This is a genomic window from Dietzia sp. oral taxon 368 (assembly GCF_002999155.1).
Classification (GTDB): Bacteria; Actinomycetota; Actinomycetes; order Mycobacteriales; family Mycobacteriaceae; genus Dietzia; species Dietzia cinnamea.
The window spans coordinates 3,170,593-3,188,877 of sequence record NZ_CP027238.1 but is presented as its reverse complement, the minus strand read 5'-3'; the positions used below and the strand labels follow the sequence as shown (position 1 = coordinate 3,188,877).

Annotated in this window: 17 protein-coding genes and 3 pseudogenes; 7 read left to right on the top strand and 13 right to left on the bottom strand. The window is 70.4% G+C overall.

Annotation, left to right across the window (positions count from 1 at the left end):
* The first annotated feature begins 45 nt into the window (after window positions 1–45).
* From mqo to C3V38_RS14900, 3 genes and pseudogenes are all read left to right on the top strand, one after another.
* On the top strand, window positions 46–1,542 hold the full coding sequence (mqo, locus tag C3V38_RS14910; RefSeq protein ID WP_081470475.1) for a malate dehydrogenase (quinone): 1,497 nt from the start codon (window positions 46–48) through the stop codon (window positions 1,540–1,542).
* A 135-nt stretch (window positions 1,543–1,677) separates the two neighbouring features.
* Window positions 1,678–2,904, top strand: a complete 1,227-nt coding sequence (gene cobA, locus C3V38_RS14905) for a uroporphyrinogen-III C-methyltransferase (protein ID WP_106386183.1) — start codon at window positions 1,678–1,680, stop codon at window positions 2,902–2,904.
* A 104-nt stretch (window positions 2,905–3,008) separates the two neighbouring features.
* Window positions 3,009–3,221, top strand: a pseudogene (locus tag C3V38_RS14900) (LLM class flavin-dependent oxidoreductase); the annotation flags it as partial.
* Window positions 3,222–3,372: 151 nt separating this feature from the next.
* Here C3V38_RS14900 and C3V38_RS14895 read toward each other — a convergent pair.
* The 10 genes and pseudogenes from C3V38_RS14895 to C3V38_RS14845 all read right to left on the bottom strand — a co-directional run bounded on the left by C3V38_RS14895 (window position 3,373) and on the right by C3V38_RS14845 (window position 12,310).
* Complete coding sequence (locus C3V38_RS14895; protein WP_007321360.1) at window positions 3,373–3,675, bottom strand: hypothetical protein; 303 nt, start codon at window positions 3,673–3,675, stop codon at window positions 3,373–3,375.
* A gap of 12 nt (window positions 3,676–3,687) precedes the next feature.
* A complete protein-coding gene (locus tag C3V38_RS14890) occupies window positions 3,688–5,655 on the bottom strand; it encodes a cation-translocating P-type ATPase (RefSeq protein WP_068256101.1) in 1,968 nt (655 codons plus the stop codon).
* A complete protein-coding gene (locus C3V38_RS14885) occupies window positions 5,652–6,020 on the bottom strand; it encodes a helix-turn-helix transcriptional regulator (RefSeq protein WP_007321358.1) in 369 nt (122 codons plus the stop codon). The genes C3V38_RS14890 and C3V38_RS14885 overlap by 4 nt, the downstream gene beginning before the upstream one ends.
* An 87-nt stretch (window positions 6,021–6,107) precedes the next feature.
* Window positions 6,108–6,650: a hypothetical protein gene (locus C3V38_RS14880; protein WP_007321357.1), complete on the bottom strand. Its 543-nt coding sequence runs from the start codon at window positions 6,648–6,650 to the stop codon at window positions 6,108–6,110.
* A complete protein-coding gene (locus C3V38_RS14875; RefSeq protein WP_106386182.1) occupies window positions 6,601–7,887 on the bottom strand; it encodes a relaxase/mobilization nuclease domain-containing protein in 1,287 nt (428 codons plus the stop codon). The genes C3V38_RS14880 and C3V38_RS14875 overlap by 50 nt, the downstream gene beginning before the upstream one ends.
* Window positions 7,884–8,471 (bottom strand): hypothetical protein, encoded by a 588-nt coding sequence (locus tag C3V38_RS14870; protein WP_068256103.1) that lies wholly within the window; start codon window positions 8,469–8,471, stop codon window positions 7,884–7,886. Before C3V38_RS14870 ends, C3V38_RS14875 begins: the two co-directional genes overlap by 4 nt.
* Window positions 8,468–9,889, bottom strand: a pseudogene (locus C3V38_RS14865) (Rep family protein). The gene C3V38_RS14870 and the pseudogene C3V38_RS14865 overlap by 4 nt, the downstream one beginning before the upstream one ends.
* A 342-nt stretch (window positions 9,890–10,231) precedes the next feature.
* Window positions 10,232–10,480, bottom strand: coding sequence for a hypothetical protein (locus tag C3V38_RS14855; protein ID WP_007321353.1), 249 nt, complete (start codon window positions 10,478–10,480; stop codon window positions 10,232–10,234).
* Window positions 10,480–10,692 (bottom strand): hypothetical protein, encoded by a 213-nt coding sequence (locus C3V38_RS18375; protein WP_106386181.1) that lies wholly within the window; start codon window positions 10,690–10,692, stop codon window positions 10,480–10,482. Before C3V38_RS18375 ends, C3V38_RS14855 begins: the two co-directional genes overlap by 1 nt.
* A 181-nt stretch (window positions 10,693–10,873) precedes the next feature.
* Window positions 10,874–12,310 carry a recombinase family protein gene (locus C3V38_RS14845; protein WP_068256110.1) on the bottom strand — a complete coding sequence of 479 codons (1,437 nt, stop codon included), beginning with the start codon at window positions 12,308–12,310 and terminating at the stop codon, window positions 10,874–10,876.
* A gap of 35 nt (window positions 12,311–12,345) precedes the next feature.
* On the opposite strand from C3V38_RS14845, the pseudogene C3V38_RS14840 reads away from it, so the two are divergent.
* Window positions 12,346–13,128, top strand: a pseudogene (locus C3V38_RS14840) (LLM class flavin-dependent oxidoreductase); the annotation flags it as partial.
* Window positions 13,129–13,212: 84 nt separating this feature from the next.
* On the opposite strand, the gene C3V38_RS14835 reads toward C3V38_RS14840, so the two are convergent.
* Window positions 13,213–13,962 (bottom strand): YaaA family protein, encoded by a 750-nt coding sequence (locus tag C3V38_RS14835; protein WP_106386180.1) that lies wholly within the window; start codon window positions 13,960–13,962, stop codon window positions 13,213–13,215.
* Between the two features lie 57 nt (window positions 13,963–14,019).
* Here C3V38_RS14835 and C3V38_RS14830 point away from each other — a divergent pair, with 57 nt between their 5' ends.
* On the top strand, window positions 14,020–15,771 hold the full coding sequence (locus C3V38_RS14830) for a proline--tRNA ligase (RefSeq protein WP_106386179.1): 1,752 nt from the start codon (window positions 14,020–14,022) through the stop codon (window positions 15,769–15,771).
* 5 nt (window positions 15,772–15,776) lie between these two features.
* Here C3V38_RS14830 and C3V38_RS14825 read toward each other — a convergent pair whose 3' ends face one another.
* Window positions 15,777–16,181 (bottom strand): ferritin-like domain-containing protein, encoded by a 405-nt coding sequence (locus tag C3V38_RS14825; protein ID WP_106386178.1) that lies wholly within the window; start codon window positions 16,179–16,181, stop codon window positions 15,777–15,779.
* Window positions 16,178–16,645 (bottom strand): hypothetical protein, encoded by a 468-nt coding sequence (locus tag C3V38_RS14820; protein WP_106386177.1) that lies wholly within the window; start codon window positions 16,643–16,645, stop codon window positions 16,178–16,180. Before C3V38_RS14820 ends, C3V38_RS14825 begins: the two co-directional genes overlap by 4 nt.
* A gap of 104 nt (window positions 16,646–16,749) precedes the next feature.
* Here C3V38_RS14820 and rimP point away from each other — a divergent pair, with 104 nt between their 5' ends.
* Together rimP and nusA are read left to right on the top strand one after the other, a co-directional pair.
* Window positions 16,750–17,295 carry a ribosome maturation factor RimP gene (gene rimP, locus C3V38_RS14815; protein ID WP_106386176.1) on the top strand — a complete coding sequence of 182 codons (546 nt, stop codon included), beginning with the start codon at window positions 16,750–16,752 and terminating at the stop codon, window positions 17,293–17,295.
* Window positions 17,292–18,278, top strand: a complete 987-nt coding sequence (gene nusA / locus C3V38_RS14810; RefSeq protein WP_063973497.1) for a transcription termination factor NusA — start codon at window positions 17,292–17,294, stop codon at window positions 18,276–18,278. The genes rimP and nusA overlap by 4 nt, the downstream gene beginning before the upstream one ends.
* Window positions 18,279–18,285: the final 7 nt, after the last annotated feature.

Below are 18,285 nucleotides of genomic sequence, written 5' to 3'. Positions count from 1 at the left end.
GTCGACGTGAGATTCGGGTCCACGACCAATGAGCGAGGGTAGCCGGTGACTTCAGACCAGGTGGCAAAGCACGGAACGACGGATGTGGCGCTCATCGGCGCGGGCACCATGAGCGCGACCCTGGGGGCGTTGCTGCGTCGGCTCCAGCCGGACTGGGACATCCAGGTCTTCGAGCGGCTCGAGGGCCCCGCCATGGAGTCCTCCGACGCGTGGAACAACGCCGGTACCGGCCACTCCGCCCTGTGCGAGCTCAACTACTCGCCCAAGACCGCCGACGGCGACGTGGACATCACCAAGGCCGTGAACGTCAACGAGAAGTTCCAGGTCTCCCGCCAGTTCTGGTCCTACGCGGTGGAGAACACCATCCTCGGCGACCCGACGGAGTGGATCCGTCCCGTGCCGCACATGAGCTTCGTCGCCGGCAAGGACGGCCAGGACTACCTGCAGAAGCGGTACGACAAGCTCGCCGGACACCCGCTGTTCCCGGGCATGAACCACACCACCGACTTCTCCGAGCTGGAGCGGCTCGTCCCCCTCATGGCGAAGGGCCGCTCGCCCGAGCAGCCGTTCGCGCTGAGCCACTTCTCCAACGGCACCGACGTCAACTTCGGCGCCCTCACCCGTCAGCTGGTCAAGTACCTCACCCGCACGGGCACCGAGGTGCACTACCAGAACCAGGTCAAGGACCTCGAGCGCAACACCGACGGCACGTGGCGCCTCACGGTGGCCAACCGCCACACGGGTGACGAGCGCACCGTCGACGCCAAGTTCGTGTTCGTCGGCGCGGGCGGCGGCGCCCTGCACCTGCTGCAGAAGTCCGGCATCCCCGAGATCAAGGGCATCGGCGGATTCCCCGTCGGCGGCCAGTGGCTGCGCTGCACCAACCCCGAGCTCGTCGAGCAGCACCAGGCCAAGGTCTACAGCCAGGCCTCCGTCGGCGCGCCCCCGATGTCCGTTCCGCACCTGGACACCCGCGTCATCGACGGCAAGAAGGGCCTGCTGTTCGGTCCCTTCGCCGGCTGGACCCCCAAGTTCCTCAAGATGGGCAGCTTCCTCGACCTGCCGTCGAGCATCCGGCTCGGCAACCTCCTGCCCATGGCCAACATCGGTCTCACCGAGATGAGTCTGGTCAAGTACCTCATCACCGAGCTGGCCAAGAACCACGGCGCACGCGTCGAGTCCCTGCGCGACTTCGTCCCGTCCGCGCAGGAGGGCGACTGGGAGAAGGTCGTCGCCGGCCAGCGGGTGCAGGTGATCAAGCCCAACGGTCGCGGCGGCACCCTCGAGTTCGGCACCGCCGTGGTCAACGCCGCGGACGGGTCCATCGCCGGCCTGCTCGGCGCGTCGCCCGGCGCCTCCACCGCTGTCGACGCCATGGTCGACGTGCTCCAGCGCTGTTTCCCGAGCCGGTTCGCCGAGTGGAAGCCCGCGCTCGAGGAGATGATCCCGTCGCTGGGTCGCAAGCTCGCCGAGGAGCCGGCGCTGTTCACCGAGCAGTTCGAGCGGTCCACCCGGACACTCAAGCTCGACCAGAAGGTCTGATCGACCGGCGCCGTCGCGCCGCCGTCCCGACGCCCTCATCCCCCGGCCGCCTCCTCGGCGAGGCCGGGGGATGAGTCGTCTCGCACGGCCCGGGTCGACGACCGGGACGCCACCGACGGCGGATAGGATCGGGGCATGATCCGGCCCGTGAACCCGTACCCCGTCGGCCTGGACCTCGAGGGCCGTCGCGTCGTGGTGATCGGCGGCGGATCCGTGGCGCAACGCCGCGTCCCCGTGCTGCTCGAGGCCGGCGCGGTCGTCCACCTCATCAGCCCGGAGGTCACGCCCACTCTCCAGGGGCTCATCGACGCGGGCCGTGTCTGGTGGGAACCCCGCGAGTACCGGACGGGGGATCTCGAGGGCGCGTGGTATGCGGTGGCCGCGACCAGGAACTCCCTGGTGAACGCCCGCGTCGCCGCAGAGGCGGAGCAGTACCGTACCTTCTGCGTCCGCTCCGACGCCGTCACGTCCGGCACCGCCGTGACCCCCGCCGTCGTCCGGCGGGGGCAGATGCTCGTGTCGGTCCTCACCGGTGACCGCGACCGGACCGCCGAGGCGCGCGACGTCGTCGCGAAGGCCCTCGACGAGGCCGGTGCCGAGGCCCCGGAGGTCGACGAATCCCTACGCGGGACCGTCGCCCTCGTCGGAGGGGGGCCGGGGGCGGACGACCTCATGACGGTCCGTGGGCGCCGACTGCTCGCCCGCGCCGACGTGGTGGTCGCCGACCGGCTGGCCCCGCAGCGTCCGCTCGCCGAACTACGCGCGGACGTCGAGATCGTCGACGCAGCGAAGATCCCGTACGGCCGCGCGATGGCCCAGGACGCGATCAACGAGGTACTCGTGAGCCGGGCGCGGGCCGGGAAGTTCGTGGTGCGGCTCAAGGGCGGCGACCCCTTCCTCTACGGACGTGGCTTCGAGGAGGCCCAGGCCTGCGCGGAGGCCGGGATCCCGTGCACGGTCGTGCCGGGCGTGTCCAGCGCGCTCGCCGTACCCGCCCTCGCGGGCATCCCCGTCACGAACCGCGGGATGACCCACGAGCTGACCGTCGTCTCCGGACACCTCCCCCCCGGACACCCGGGGTCCCTCATCGACTGGGAGGCGCTCGCACGGATGCGTGGCACGCTCGTCGTGCTGATGGGCGTCAAGAACTCGCCGGCGATCGCCGGGTCGCTCATGGCCGGCGGCCGGTCGCCCGAGACCCCGGCCGCGGTGGTCGTCGACGGCAGCCTCGAGGGCCAGTCGACATACCGTTGCACCCTCGGCGCCCTGGCCGCGACCCTCGACGAGCACGAGGTGCGGCCGCCGGCCATCGTCGTGATCGGCGACGTCGCCGGCCTCCCACAGGTGCTCGCCGCCGACTGACGCACCCGGTCGCGTCCGCGGCGCCGCGGTTCCGCGCCGACCTCCGGCATGATGGCGTCGTGGGCACACCCAAGAAGATCGGCTTCCTGTCCTTCGGACACTGGATGGACCATCCGGACTCCGCGGTCCGGTCCGCCTCCGACGCGTTGCTCCAGAGCGTCGAGCTCGCGGAGGCGGCGGAGGAACTCGGCGCGGACGGCGCGTACTTCCGGGTCCACCACTTCGCCCGCCAGCTCGGGACCCCCGCCCCGTTGCTCGCGGCCGTCGGCGCCCGGACCCGTCGGATCGAGATCGGTACCGGCGTGGTGGACATGCGCTAGCGCATGCCTGGGTTGTAGCACTTGTTGTCAGCGTCGGCGCGCTCTACAGCACAACGTTGACGGCAATCCTGGCTGGTTTTCGATGAAGGCGGCTCTTCCTGCGCTGAGCGTCGGTGCGATGATCGCGCAACCCGGCGGTGCTCCACCCTCATAGAGGCGCATCGAGTACTTCGCGCAGCTGATCGACGGTGGGCGAACCAGCCAGCCCGGCAGGAGTGCGGAACACTCGACAGGCGAGCCCCACCGGCGTGTGCTCGTCGGCGAAGGGGTCGGAGCCGTCAATGAGGACGGTCGGGGACCCGTGGAACCCGAGGCGGGCGGCGTCCTCGGCAGTCTCGACTCGCTGATGCACGACGCGGACGTCCGATCGGCCGTCGAGGGCCTCGGTGAGCCGCCGGTCGAGCACCTCCCAGTTCGGGCACCCGTCGAAGTACTGCAACGTGATCTCCACGATCCACTCCTCTCAGGCTCTGTCCGCGCGGACCGCGGCCGGTGACGCCGTCTCAGGCGACGCAGCCGCCGCTTGGCTCTTGCGGGCACGCGCGGCGCGCAGCCCGTTGGCGATGACGACGACCTCGGCGACTTCGTGGACGAGGACGACTGCGGCCAGGCCGAGCACGCCGGTGATGGCCAGCGGCAGCAGCACGGTGATGATCGCCAGGGACAGCACGATGTTCTGGTTCATGATCGCCCGGCCTCGGCGGGCGTGCCGCAGAGCCTGCGGGATCAGGCCGAGGTCGTGACCGGTGAAGGCGACGTCGGCGGACTCGATCGCGGCGTCGGATCCGGTCGCGCCCATCGCGATGCCCACGGTCGCACCGGCCAGGGCGGGGGCGTCGTTGATGCCGTCGCCGATCATCGCCGTCGGCGAGGCCTTAGAGAGCTGGGCGACGATGCGGGCCTTGTCCTCGGGCCGCAGCTCGGCGTGCACGTCGCCGATCCCAGCGAGCTGCGCGAGCGCGTGCGCGGTGCGGGCGTTGTCGCCGGTGAGCATGCTCACCTCGACGCCCTGGGCCCGCAGCGTGCGCACGACCTCGGGGACCTCGGGGCGCAGCTCGTCGCGGACGCCGATCGCCCCGGCCAGTTCGCCGTCGACGGCCACGAGCACGCAAGTCTGGCCCTCGGCCTCCAGGTCCTCGACCCGGGCCTTGAGCGGCCCCGCGTCGATCCAGCGGGGGCTGCCCACCGTCACCCGGCGGCCGTCCACCATGCCGCCAATGCCGTGCCCGGCCTCCTCCGTCACGTCCTGCGCGGCGGGCGCTCCTTGGCCCGCGGCGGCGATGGCGGCGGCGAGCGGGTGCGTCGAGTGCTGCTCCACGGCCGCTGCCCAGGCGAGCACCTGGGCGTCGTCGAACCCGTCGGCGGCGACGACGGCGGTGACCTCGGGCCGGTTGCGGGTCAGGGTGCCGGTCTTGTCGACGGCGAGGTGGCGGATGCCGCCGAGGCGCTCGAAGGCGGCACCGCTCTTGATGACGACGCCGAACTTCGTCGCCGCGCCGATCGCGGAGACCACGGTGACGGGCACCGCGATCGCCAGCGCGCACGGGCTGGCGGCGACGAGGACGACCAGGGCGCGGGTGATCCAGGTCTCGGGGTCGCCGAGCAGCGAGCCGAGCACGCCGACAAGGACGGCGAGGACCATCACGCCGGGCACCAGCGGGCGGGCGATCCGGTCGGCGATGCGGGCCCGGTCGCCCTTCTCGGCCTGGGCCTGCTCGACCAGCTCCACAATGGTGGTCAGCGAGTTGTCGGTGCCCGCCGCGGTCGCCTCGACCTCCAGGACTCCGGCGGTGTTGATCGCGCCCGCCGACACTGCATCATCGGGCGCGACCTCGACCGGGATCGACTCGCCGGTGATCGCCGACGTGTCCAGACTGGAGCGGCCAACGCGGACCAGGCCGTCGGTCGCGACCCGCTCGCCCGGGCGGACCAGCAGCACGTCGCCGACGGCGATCTCCTTCGCCGGGATCTCGACCGAGGCACCGTCGCGCAGCACGGTGGCGGTCTCCGGCACGAGCTTGAGTAGCGCGCGCAGGCCGCCGCGGGCGCGGTCCATCGCCTTGTCTTCCAGGGCCTCGGCGATCGAGTACAGGAACGCCAGCGCGGCGGCCTCTTCGACGTAGCCGAGGATGACCGCGCCGACGGCGCTGATCGTCATCAGCAGCGCGATCCCCAGCTTCCGCTTGACGAACAGGTTCCGCAGCGCGCCGGGCGCGAACGTGTACGCGCCCAGCAGCAGGCCCGCCCAGAACGCGACCAGCGCCGCGACGTGCAGCCCCAACCACTCCAGCAACAGGCCGATGCCGAACGCGACGCCGGAGAGGATCGGCACCACCAGGCCCGGGTCGCGCCACCACGGGCGCTCGGCCTCCTCCTCCACCTCCTCGGCGGCGCTGGCGGCCGGCTCGTCGCAGCCGCAGGCCGCGCTCACGAAGCGTCCTCCGAGCCTGTCGCGGCGCAGCAACCGGGCACCGAGCAGTGCGGGTCGATGCACGGCGCGCTCTCGTCCACCGCCAGCGTCACGTCCACCAGCGCCGTCAGCGCCGCGGCCAGGTGTGGGTCGGCGATCTCGTAGCGGGTCTGGCGGCCCTCGGGCTCGGCGACCACGATCCCGCAGTCGCGCAGGCAGGTTAGGTGGTTCGACACGTTCGACCGCGTCAGCCCCAACTCGCGCGAGAGCACGGCGGGGTGGCTCGGGCCGTCGAGCAGGGACATCAGTATCTTGGAGCGCGTCGGGTCCGCCATGGCCCGGCCCAGCCGGTTCATGACGTCGAGGCGCGAAGCAATAGTCAGCATGCACTGAACTATACAGTGTGTGCTGACCTATCGTCCAGTTGCAGGGCTGCCGCACGCGCTCCGCGCGCTTGCCCTCGGGAATCACGGTCACCTCTTGCGCCAGCTCGGCCACGTCGGCATCCCGCGACCCTTCCACGTCTCCACGAGACCGGCGGCCCACCGGACGGACGCGAAGAGCCCGTAGCCGGACCCGGCAAGGCCAGCGCCGACCGCGAGCCACCGCCCGATGCCGAGCCACACGCTCCCGTCCACGTCCAGCGCCCACTGAGCGCCGGTGATGAGCCCGGCGATACCCATCCAAAGCCCGGCGACGACCACGACCACCGGCAGGAGGGCGAGGCACATCGCCGCGGCCGCCGACCAGAGCTGACGCGCTTCCAGCTTCGCCGTCGCCGCGATGATCCGCTCGGCCCGTTCGTTCGACGCATCGAGGTTCGCGGTCATCGTGGTCGAAGCCTCCCCGGCGACCTGCTCGACGGCCTTCTCGACCCGTTCCTCGGTGCGCTTCTCGATCCGCTGCACCGCGCCGCCGACCTGGCTCAAGAGCTTCTGGTTCGCCGCGGCCTGCGCCTTGAGCCCCTCAATCGCCGAGGCCGTAGCCGCGCGATTCTTCTGCGCCTCCGCGACCAAGCTCCGCGACGCGGCGTTCAAGCTCTCGCCGTTGAGACTCTGCGCGAACTCGCCGAGCGTGCTCGCGATCTCGTTCTGCCTGCTCTCGATACTCGCGATCCTCGCGGACACGTCGCTGGAGGGCGAGGAGGTCGACGCCGGGGCCGTGATCCGCTCCAGCCGCCTCGTCGTCTCCTCGTCCATGACCTTCACGAACCCCGCGAGCTTCTTCTGCTGCTCGGCCAGCGTGGCGATCCTCGTATTCTGCGCCTCGACGGCGGCGAGGATCGAGGTCAACAGCTCCATCGTCTCCGGACTGCCGAGCGGCGGCGGCGACTGCACGGGCCCGTTCTGCTGCTTCAGCCTGTCGAGTGCTGCGCTCATGTTCCTGCTCCTTCTGCTGCTGGTGGTAGTCGAAGAACGCCTGCGCGCCCTCCGGGGTGAAGTCCGCCGAGAGTGCGCTCGCGCGCTTGCGGCGCTCGGCGCGCCCGGACTCGCCGCGGCGGTCCTCGATGTAGAGCGTCCAGGTCTCCTGCCCGGCGCGCTTGCCCTTCTTGCTGACGGGGCTGTGCAGCCGCATCCGCGGCACCCTCTCCCCGTCATCGCCGAGCTGCTGGTTCTGCTCGTCGATCACCGCTTCGAGACCGGCCTTGTCCACCGCGCGGGGATCGGTCAGGGCAGCGCTCATCCGGTCGCCCATCTCGCGGTCGAGCGATCCCTCGGCGAAGTCCTCGCGGCGCAGCTCCCAGTCCTTCGGCGCGTGCTCCAGACGCTTCACGACCGAGAGGCCGTGATCGCGCATCAGCTCGTCGTTCGCCGACTGCACGCCTTTCTGATTCCCGGCCTTGCGGTCGTGGAACGTGCGGTAGTCCGAGAGCGCCTTTCCCGTGCGGTTGTTGTGATTGAGGACCAAAATATGGTTGTGCGGCTTCTTTCCCCGCCCATCCACATGACTGACGATGAGGCAGTCGGAATCCGGGTGCATCTTCTTCGCGAGCTGGTAGCCCAGATCGTTCACCCGCTGCACGTGTTCGGGGTTCTTCGGGTCGAACTCCTCGTCGCTGAACGACTGGCGGTAGTGCAGCGCCTCGACCTCGCGCGTCGTGTTCTGCGTGAGCGCCCGAGCGCGCGCCGAGAACGCGCCGGGGCCTCCCGGCACGTCGCACGTGATCGCGACGCCCCGCTCGTCCTCCTTGCCATGGATGTAGCGCTCGGTGTCGGCGGCGCTGGCGCTCGGACTGTAATGCGTCGTGCTCATGAGGCCGCCCGATCCCCGAGCAGCGCGCGGACCTCGCGCAGCAGCTCGATCAGCTCGGGCACCTCCGCCGACAGCGCCACCGGCTCACCCGCGCGAGCACGGCGGTCCAGGTCGTTGACGTTGATCGCGAGCGGGCGCACCTGGGCGGCCAGCTCCCGAGCATCAGCAGACGCCTGCACGCGCTCCTCGACCCCGAGCAGGTGCGCGGCCACGGCGGCGTCCAGCTCCTCGCTCCGAGAGGCATGGAGCGCATCGCGCACGACGGTCCGCACCCACGTGCTCGGAGCCAGCCCGAGCCGCTTCGCACGAGTGCGAAGCGCCATGAGCGTCTCCTCTCCGAAGTCGGTATCGAGCTTCGCGCGGCCCCCACGACGCTTCGCGCCGCCGTGACTCTGCCGCACAGCCTCCGCATCAGTCCGACCGGTGTTCACCTGGGAGTCGGTCTGCTGCTCCACCTGTACGCCAGAGTGGCAAGCAGTAGCCGTGTCGGACATTTCGCTGGCGCTCATGTCCTCCCCGGCTGCTTGCGAGGGGCCTCCGGCCCCCTCGACCCCCTGGAAGAGCGCATCGCGTTCGGTGCTCATGCGGCACCTCCGATCAGCGCCAGCGGCACGTCAGGGCTCCGCACCGCGAGCCCGCCCAGCAGCTCAGCAACCGCGCCCTCCGCGTCATGTTCCGCCGAGGTCTCCGGACCGTAGGTCAGTTCCCGCGACCCGACGTTCTGGTGATACGCGTTGCCGTACATGCCGGGCGTGTGTGCGGCGGTCGGGATGCTGCACTGGTGCCACTCGTAGGGCTCGATCTTCCCGATGTGCTGCACGAGGTAACGATTGATGTCGTCGGCACGATAGACCTTCACGACCGAGGCCAAGCGGCGGATGAACTGGTCCAGCGCCTCGTCCACGTTGCCCTTCTGGCGGGCGTAGTAGAAGAACTCGACAGGCTCGATCGTCGCCGTGATGACGATGAGCCGCGGGGCCACCTCGCCCTTGTTCTTGTACCGAGCCTTCGCAGGCGAGGCGTTGTACGGATCAAGCAGCAGCAGCCAGTCGTTCGCATCCATCGCCGAGGCCCGCAGATCGTCCAGCAGCAGCACCTCCTCGCCTCGCCAGTCATCAAGCGGGTTCCCCGTCGCAGCCCGGTAGACCTGCCACCGTTCGCCGTGCGCGTTCGCCGCGTTGATCGCCTCGGTGATGAAGTCCGTGGCGAACCGGGTCTTACCGATCCCGGCATCCCCATGGACGAACACCACGTGCGTCGAGAACTCACCGGCGCGGAGCTTCGCCGCTGCCCGGTATGCGCGACGCTGGCCGTAGGCCGACAGCGCGTCGTCGATCTCCCGCTGATGCCGCGAGTAGATGTCGAACAGCTCGTCCGTGAGCATGATCTGATCCCGCGTGATCTCACCCTGGAGCACGCGCTCCCGCATGTCCTCGAAGTTCTCGGCGACGACCTTCTTCTTCACGTGGGCGCGGCCCTTCAGCCACGTCTCGCGGCGCTGGGCGTCGATCCCGAGATACTCAGGCCCGCGCACCGTGGCAACCTCCGAAGGCGCGTACTGGTGCTTGTCCGCGTACTTCACGTGCGTCAGATACGACAGCATGTTGTCGAAGGCGTACCGCCCGCGGCCAGGCTTCTCGACGTACTGAGGCTCGACACCGATGCCGAACGCGAGCCGATCCAGCGGCGCACTCTTCGCACGGCTGGCGAACTTGATCACGGCGTGCAGGTGCTCGGGCTTCAGTTCGACCACCAGGGCCTTCTCCGTGTCGCTCCAGACCTCGCGCTCGTCCTTGTCGTGCACGATGCCGTAGGCCTCGACGACCTCGCAGCCGGTGGCCTCGAGCCGCTGCACCACGTAGGCGAGGATCGCCTCGGCACCCTGCCGGAGCAGCGCGGCCCCGTTCGGGTCCTCGGCAGCCTAGGCCCAGTACGACGGATCGAGGTATTGCGTGAGCCCGATGCTCGTCGGGTTGTTCTCCTGCTTAGCCACGGCGACCACCCCCGCCGCGGGCGGCGCGGAGGGTCTCAGAGGGAGTGCGGCGCCTAAATGACCCCCTATTGACCCCCAAATGAGACCCAAAATGATCCCACGAGGCCACGCGACGGAGCGAGGGCGGAACCGGCTGCTGACCAGGCACGTTGTTGCATGGCGCGGCAATCGACAAGCCCTTGCCGCGCCCGTAGGAACGAATGAGGGTCTCGTAACTCTTGGAGTGCGAAGCACGGCTACGGGCAGTCATCACGACGACGGGCAGCCCGCCTTCGGCGGGTGCCAGGCCAGGCCCTCCGGGCGGGGTCAGGTCGGTGGGAGCGGTGCTGAGGTTGCGTGCGTCGGCGTACATCAGCGACCACCGCCCCGGCCGTAGCGCTTGATGACAGCCTGATGCGTGACGCCGAGCGCGTCGCCGATCCTGGCCCAGGTCACCCCGTCGGCGCGAGCGTCGGCGACGGCGATCTCGACCGCCTCCTCCAGTACGGAGCGGAGCACGCCGAGGTCGTAGAGCTGGGCCTCGGCGTCGGCGAGGGACGGGTCGCCCTGACGCCAGCGGAAGCCGGTCAGGTGATCGAAGGCGGCGGAGTTCGCGCTCATCAGCGACCACCACCCATCACAGAGGCAACGGCGGCGCGCTGGCGCGGGGTCAGCGGAGTGAGTGCCAGGCGCTCACCGGCTCGGCGGCCAGCGGCACGGGCGGCGGCGATGACGGGATCGTGGCCGTCTGCCTGCGGCGAAGGAGTGGAGTCCTGATCGAGGCGAGGGTGGTCGAGCGCGGATGCGCGGGGGACGTCGATAACGACAGACATCGGAAGTCCTCAGACATGAGTATCTTCCGGTTCCCCGCCACGGTAATTGGGCTGTTTGACCGGCTACTCATCCGGGAGCAGAACCCCGCGCTTCTAAGTCGCGGCCCCGGTGGGATCTTCTTGTCTGCAACCATTCTCCCATGACTCGACTCACCAGTGCAATGACGAGTCGAGTCATGAGTCAGTCGCTTCTCGGCTCGATCCGCACGAGATCGGGGTCGAACTTCACGTGACCCGGCATTATGGGCTCGATGGTCACCGTCACCAGCTCGTCCACGAGCATCCGGCGACGGTCCATGTCCAACGCCTTCCACTTCGACTCGACGACCTCACGACGCTCCGCGGTGCCGACCGCCTCCTCCACGCCCGCCAGCAGCTTCGCCGCCACCGACACCGAGCGGTCCAGCAGCTCCGTGTCGATCTCATCGATGCGGGCCTTCACGTCGTTGATCGCCGCGGTGATCTCCAGGACCGGCTGATGGATGTCGCGCAGCAGCGGGCTCAGCTCTTTCACACGCTCGACCAGGGCGTTCCGCTCGGTCAGCAGTTCCTCGCGATCCGGCCCGTCGTCCTCCTGCGGCATCACGAGGTCGTGCACGTCCACGGACGACAGGCGCGTGAGCACCGCCTCGGTGACCATCGCATCGACGGGCTCGCGCTGGCGGGTGAGGTGGAACTGCTCGCCACAGCGGTACGTCGGCTGCTTGCGGCTATTTGTCCCCGAGACGAGCGTCGCGCCGCACTTCCCACAGAGGCCGATCGTGGACAGGAGGTACTTCGGCTGATTGCCCTGCCTCGCCGACCTCCGCACGTTGTCCTCCAGCTTCGCCACCGCGGCCCGCCACGTCTGCTCGCCGACGATGGGCGGGAACGCCTCGCCCTGCACCGGGTACAGCTCGCCGGTCTTGTAGTGGCGGATGAAGCCAGCGTAGAGCGAGTTCGCCAGCAGGTACCGCACGGCATCGACGGAGAACTCGGACCCGCGCGCGGTGAGATGACCGGCGTTGTTCAGGTCCTCTCGGATGCGCCGGATCGACAGCGATGGCTCGCCGAGGAACGCGTCGAAGGCCCGCCGGACGGCGGCGGCCTCCTCCTCGATCACTTCGCCCTCCCTCGTCCAGCCGAACGCCTTCCATGTGGACGCGGGGATGCCCTCGGCACGTCGGCGCTCGTTCGACCTGATCTGCCGCTCCGCCTTCCGCCGTGCCTCGAACCGGGCGAGTGCTGCGAGCATCGTCGCCCGAAACTCTCCATCTGCTGTCGAGAGATCGATCTCGCCGTCCACTGTGACGACGCGCAGGCCGAGGTCGATCAGCGTGTTGAGGTCCTTCGTGCTCCGCAGCAGTCGGTCCATGTCCACGGCGACGACCATCGAGAACCGACCTGCTCGGGCGTCGTCCAGCATCTCGGCCCAGCGGGTACCAGCTCGACGCTTCTTCGTCGCCGACACCGCGTTGTCCTCGTAGACCTCGACCACGGTCCAGTCCTTGGCCTCGGCCAGTGCCCTGATCTTCCTCAGTTGCGTATCGACCGTCCAGCGGTCGCCCTTGCGGTCCATGGAGGCGCGGACGTAGGCCGCCACCTCGTTCGTCTTCCTCAGCGCTACCAGTTCGACCATGCAACCAAGCTTACGTCGACGAGTGTTGTAACCACGATATGCGCTACGTCAATCCGCTCGGATTCGCCGAGGACATCGCTGCTGCCGAACTCCTCGCCGGCGGGCGCGTCCAGCTCGGGGTCTCCCGTGGATCGCCCGAGCAGGTGATCGACGGCTGGCGCTACTTCGGTTTCCGGCCCGGGGAGGGGGAGACGGACGTGGACATGGCCCGCCGCCACACGGAGGTCTTCCTCCGGGCGGTCGAGGGCGCGGCGTTCGCCGAACCCAATCCGCGTCCGATGTTCCCCAACCCGCCGGGGCTCCTGCGCATCGAGCCCCACTCCGAGGGCCTGCGGGAACGCATCTGGTGGGGCGCCGCCTCCGACGCGACCGCCCGGTGGGCCGCCTCGACGGGGATGCACCTCATGTCCTCCACCCTGAAGGCGGACGAGTCCGGAGAGCCGCTGCACGTCCAGCAGCGCCGGCAGATCGAGGCGTTCCGGGAGGAGTGGGCGCGCCACGACCACGGTTTCGCGCCGAGGGTCTCGGTATCCCGGTCGATCGTCGCCATCACCTCCGACGCCGACCGGCGCTACTTCCTGGGCGGCGGGCAACGCGGAGATCAGTTCGGGGACATCGAACCGGGCCTGCGTGCGGTCTTCGGCCGCTCGTACGCGGCCGAGCCCGAGGAGCTGGTCGAACAGCTCCGGGCCGACGAGGCGATCAGCGCGGCCGACACCCTGCTCGTGACCGTTCCGACCCAGCTCGGCGTCGACTACAACGCCCACCTGCTCGAGTCGATCCTCACCCATGTCGCGCCGGAGCTGGGCTGGCGCTGATCCCCGCCGGGTGACGGTGGCCCGCCCGGGGAGGCCGCCCGGGGAGGCCCGCCCGGGGGCGATGCCCCGTGCGGGGTCGTCGGCTCAGGGGGCGGTGACCATCGTGACGACCGAGTCGGACTCGTGCTCGACCGTGTGGCCGGCACGACGTGCCACCCGGAGCAGCGAGGCGACGTCGTCCATCTCCGCCCGCGACGTCGCGAGGGTCCGCGCGAGCAGCCCCTTGTGGAACTTGGAGAAATGGGAGACCACCTTGCGGGTGCCGTCCGGATACTCCGTGACCACGTCGACCGTCACCGCGCCCGGGACCGGACCGAGCTGGTGGTAGCCGCCCGAACGGAGGTCCACGACGAGGTCGTCGGCCCACGCCGCGGTGGCGGCGGTGAGCGACGGCTTCCACACCGAGCGAAGCGTCCCCAGCCCGGGCAGTTTCGTCGCCGCGGAGAGCCGGTAGTGGGGAATCGGGTCGGAGGCGCCGACGAGGCCGAAGAGCGCGGAGCCGATCCACAGGCGCGCCTCGGCCCGTGATCGCGCGGCGCCGCTCAGCGACGGCTGGTCGAGCGCGTCGTAGAGGACGCCCGTGTACCGGCTCAAGGCCGGGGCGGTGGGGGACGACCACAGCTGCGCGTTCAGGTCGACCTCGCCCGCGAGTCGCTCGCTCAGCCCCAGAGCGGCGCGCGCAGCCTCCGGGTCACCGGTGCACAGGGAGACCAGCGAGTCGGCGACCATCTTCCGGGTGTCGCCGAGAGACGGTAGCGAGAGCGCCGTGAGATCGAGCGGGGTACCGGAGCCGCCGACGGACTTCGTCTCGGAAGGCGAGAGGAGGATACGCACCCGGCAGAGGCTACCGTCGGGCCGGTCCGGCACCCCCGGCGGCTACTCTGGATCACCGTGATCACGCGCCTGTCCCACCTGTTCCTCCGCACCCTCCGCGACGACCCGTCGGACGCCGAGGTCCTCAGCCACAAGCTACTCGTCCGCGCCGGCTACATCCGCCGCGTCGCGCCCGGTGTGTACTCCTGGCTCCCGCTGGGGCTGCGCACGCTCAGGCGGGTCGAGCAGGTGGTCCGCGAGGAGATGGACGCCTTCGGCGCCCAGGAGATCAGCCTGCCCGCGCTCCTGCCCCGCGAGCCGTACGAGACCACCGGCCGCTGGACCGAATACGGTCCGGCCCTGTTCCGCCTCAAGGACCGCAAGGGCAACGACATGATGCTCGGGCCCACCCACGAGGAGCTCTTCACGCTCACGGTGCAGGGCGAGTACTCGTCGTACAAGGACCTGCCGGTCACCCTGTACCAGATCCAGACCAAGTACCGCGACGAGGAGCGGCCCCGCGCCGGAATCCTGCGCGGCCGCGAGTTCGTCATGAAGGACTCCTACTCCTTCGATATCGACGACGCCGGGCTCGAGCGCTCGTACCAGGCGCATCGTGACGCGTACCAGCGGATCTTCGACCGACTGGGCATCGAGTACGTCATCTGTGCGGCCACGTCCGGCGCGATGGGCGGATCGGCGTCGGAGGAGTTCCTCGCGGTGTCGGCCGCCGGGGAGGACACGTTCGTGCGATCGACGGACGGAGCGTACGCGGCCAACGTCGAGGCCGTCGTCACCCCCGCGCCCCCCGCACGTCCGCTGGAGGGGCTGCCCGAGGCGACCGTCCACGACACACCCGACACCCCGACCATCGACTCGCTGGTCGCGTGGGCGAACACCGCCGGTCTCGGCCGAGAGGTCGGCGCCGCCGACACGCTGAAGAACGTGATGCTCAAGGTGCGCCGCCCCGGCGAGGAGTGGGAGCTCCTGGCGGTGGGCCTGCCCGGCGACCGTGAGGTGGACATGAAGCGGGTTGAGGCCGCCCTCGAGCCCGCCGAGGTCGCGATCCTGGAGGAAGCCGACTTCGCCGCCAACCCCTTCCTCGTCAAGGGGTACATCGGCCCCCGGGCGCTCCGGGACAACGAGGTCCGGTACCTGGTCGATCCCCGGGTGGTCGAGGGCACCGCATGGATCACCGGCGCCGACGCGCCGGGCCGCCACGTCGTGGACCTGGTGTGCGGGCGCGACTTCACGCCCGACGGGACGATCGAGGTCGCCGAGGTCCGCGAGGGCGATCCGGCACCGGACGGTCACGGCACCCTCACGCTCGCCCGCGGTATCGAGATCGGCCACATCTTCCAGCTCGGCCGCAAGTACACCGATGCCTTCGGGTTCGACGTGCTGGGGGAGAACGGAAAGCCCGCACGCGTCACGATGGGCTCGTACGGGATCGGCGTCTCGCGCCTGGTCGCCGTCCTCGCCGAGCAGTTCGCCGACGACAAGGGCCTCGTCTGGCCCGCGGAGGCCGCGCCGGCCGACGTGCACGTGGTGATCGCCAACAAGGACCAGGCAGCGATCGACGGGGCGGCGACCCTCGTGGAGGCGTTCGACCGGGCGCGACTCGAGGTCCTCTTCGACGACCGCAAGGCCTCACCGGGCGTGAAGTTCAAGGACGCCGAGCTCATCGGCGTCCCCTGGGTAGTCGTGGTGGGTCGCGGCTGGTCTGAGGGAACGGTAGAGCTCCGCCACCGGGCCACCGGCGATGTCACCCAGGTGGCGGTCGACGGCGCCGCGGAGGAGATCATCCGGCTCATCGGCGCCGGGCGCTAGGCCCGTCAGGCGGAGGGCGGGAACCCGGGCAACGCCTCGAACGGGGCGCCCGGGACCAACGTCCTCCACCGCGCGAGCTGCACCGCCGCCGCGCTGAGGGCGTCCACGCAGAAGCGGCGGGTCTCCGGTGAGTCCGAGCGGCCGAGCTCCACCCGCCACGCTTCACAGCAGTCCGACTCCAGTCGGATGGCCAGGAGGACGGGGGAGGACGGGGTATCCGGTCCCACGAGGTACCCCACCGGCGCCGGCGGGGCTCCCGGCCACAGTCGTTCCGCCTCGTCGCGGCGTGCACGGTGGGCGGCCAGTTCGCGCCGGACGGCCGCGCGGATACTCGCGTCGGCGCGGGAGAGGACGAGGCCGTACCCGTAGACCGCGGCGTCCTCCGCCGCCAGTCCCACGGCCCCGCTCATGCGAGCACCACCTCGGCGGCGGCGGTGCACGCCGCGGAGACGGCACCGGCGATCTCGGCACGGGCCCCGTCGGTCTCCGCCGCGACGTCCGCGGCCAGCGCCGCGTCCGCTCGCAACCTGGACCGTACCTCGTCGACGGGCGGGCACACCGGGGGCGGGGCGGGTGTCACCGGCTGGGCCGCGCCCTCGTCCGCGGTGTCGGCCAGTTCCGCGAGCGCGCCGGCGTGCACCCGACGGGCGTCGGCGATCCCGCGCAACGCACCGACGCGGTCCCCGTGGGTGGCGTCCGCGGCCGCCAGCTCGCGGGCGTCGCGGGCGGCGGCGTCGATCAACGGGATCAACGGGTCCGGGCGGTCGACGACCGCGGGCAGCGCGCAGCCACCGGCGACCGCGAACCCGGTCACACCGACGGCCGCGCCCACGAATCGACGGCGGGAGAGGACGACGGGGGCGGAATGGGACACTCCGACATCCTGCCAGGGCTCGGAGGTGGGGGCGTCGAGGCGGTACAGTGATGCGGCCCGTCCGCGTCCCGGACGGGTTCGCCCGTCCGCACTCCAGGAGCACAGTGATCGTCCCCGAGCCCGACAGGGCCCACATTCTCAGAGCGGTATCCGACCGCGGCCTCGACCTCGAGGACATCCGGGAGGACGCCCGCTCGTCCGCCTGGCGGGTGACGATCGTCGTGGACGGGGACGCCGGAGTCTCGCTCGACGACCTGGCCGACCTGTCGACCGACCTCGATCCCCTCGCCGAAGGATGGGGCGGGCCCGACCGACCGGTGACCCTCGAGGTGACAAGCCGTGGGGTCGACGCACCCCTCGAGCAGCCGAGGCACTGGCGTCGGGCCCGTGGGCGTCAGGTGGATCTCACCTACGTGCAGGGCGCGAAGGGCCCCGCACGCGGACGGGTCGGGGACCTCGACGAGGCCGCGGGGGTGGTCCGCGTCGTGTCCGGGGCGGGCCGGGACAAGACGGTGGTGCCGGTGGCGTTGGACCAGGTGGCCCACGCCGTGATCCGGGTCGAGTTCCGGCCCGCCCCGCAGGACGAGCTGGACCTGCTGTCGGAGCCGGGGGACCCCGGTCGTGGCGCGCGAGAAGGAGAAGACCGTTGAACATCGACATGGCAGCGCTGAACATGCTGTCCCTGGAGCGCGAGATCCCCCTGGACGATCTCGTGCAGACGCTGGAGAACGCGCTTCTCACCGCCTACAAGCGCACCGACGGGGCGCACCGCGTGGCCCGCATCGCGCTGGACCGCAAGGCCGGCACCGTCGCGGTGCTGGCGGCCGAGGTCGACGAGGACGGCAACCGCATCGGCGAGTACGACGTCACCCCCTCCGACTTCGGGCGGGTCGCGGCCGCGACCGCACGCCAGATCATCCTCCAGCGCCTGCGTGAGGCGGAGACCGATCGCATCTACGGCGATCTCGTCACCCGGGAGGGCGAAGTCGTCAGCGGCGTCATCCAGTCGGACTCGCGGGCCAACGCCCGGGGGATCGTGGTGGTCCACATCGGACCGGAGAACGGCGGCACCGAGGGCACGATCGCTCCCGCCGAGCAGGTGCCCGGCGAGAGCTACCGGCACGGCGACCGCATCAAGTGTCACGTGGTGGGTGTCCACAAGGGCCCGCACGGCGCCTCGGTGTCCCTGTCCCGCACGCACCCGGATCTCGTCCGTGGGCTCTTCGCCCTCGAGGTGCCCGAGATCGGCGACGGCTCGGTGCGTATCGCGGCGATCGCCAGGGAGGCCGGGCACCGCACGAAGATCGCGGTCGAGTCCACCATCTCCGGGCTCAACGCCAAGGGTGCGTGCATCGGCCCGAACGGCGCACGCGTCCGTGCCGTGATGGCGGAGCTGAACGGCGAGAAGATCGACATCGTCGACTACGACGACGACCCGACGGTGTTCGTGGGGAACGCCCTGTCACCGGCGAAGGTGATTTCGGTCACCGTTGCGGACGAGCAGGCGAGGGCCGCCAGGGTCGTCGTGCCGGATTATCAACTCTCCCTGGCGATCGGTAAGGAAGGTCAGAACGCCCGCCTGGCCCACCGCCTCACCCAGTGGCGGATCGACATCCACAGCGACGCGGAATGAGGCCCGT

What these genes read in the sequence shown, in the direction of transcription:
- cobA (WP_106386183.1), top strand. Translation starts at nt 1,678, where the DNA reads ATGATCCGGCCCGTGAACCCGTACCCCGTCGGCCTGGACCTCGAGGGC.
- C3V38_RS14885 (WP_007321358.1), bottom strand. Translation starts at nt 6,020, where the DNA reads ATGCTGACTATTGCTTCGCGCCTCGACGTCATGAACCGGCTGGGCCGG.
- C3V38_RS14875 (WP_106386182.1), bottom strand. Translation starts at nt 7,887, where the DNA reads ATGAGCACGACGCATTACAGTCCGAGCGCCAGCGCCGCCGACACCGAG.
- C3V38_RS14870 (WP_068256103.1), bottom strand. Translation starts at nt 8,471, where the DNA reads ATGAGCACCGAACGCGATGCGCTCTTCCAGGGGGTCGAGGGGGCCGGA.
- C3V38_RS14855 (WP_007321353.1), bottom strand. Translation starts at nt 10,480, where the DNA reads ATGAGCGCGAACTCCGCCGCCTTCGATCACCTGACCGGCTTCCGCTGG.
- C3V38_RS18375 (WP_106386181.1), bottom strand. Translation starts at nt 10,692, where the DNA reads ATGTCTGTCGTTATCGACGTCCCCCGCGCATCCGCGCTCGACCACCCT.
- C3V38_RS14845 (WP_068256110.1), bottom strand. Translation starts at nt 12,310, where the DNA reads ATGGTCGAACTGGTAGCGCTGAGGAAGACGAACGAGGTGGCGGCCTAC.
- C3V38_RS14825 (WP_106386178.1), bottom strand. Translation starts at nt 16,181, where the DNA reads ATGAGCGGGGCCGTGGGACTGGCGGCGGAGGACGCCGCGGTCTACGGG.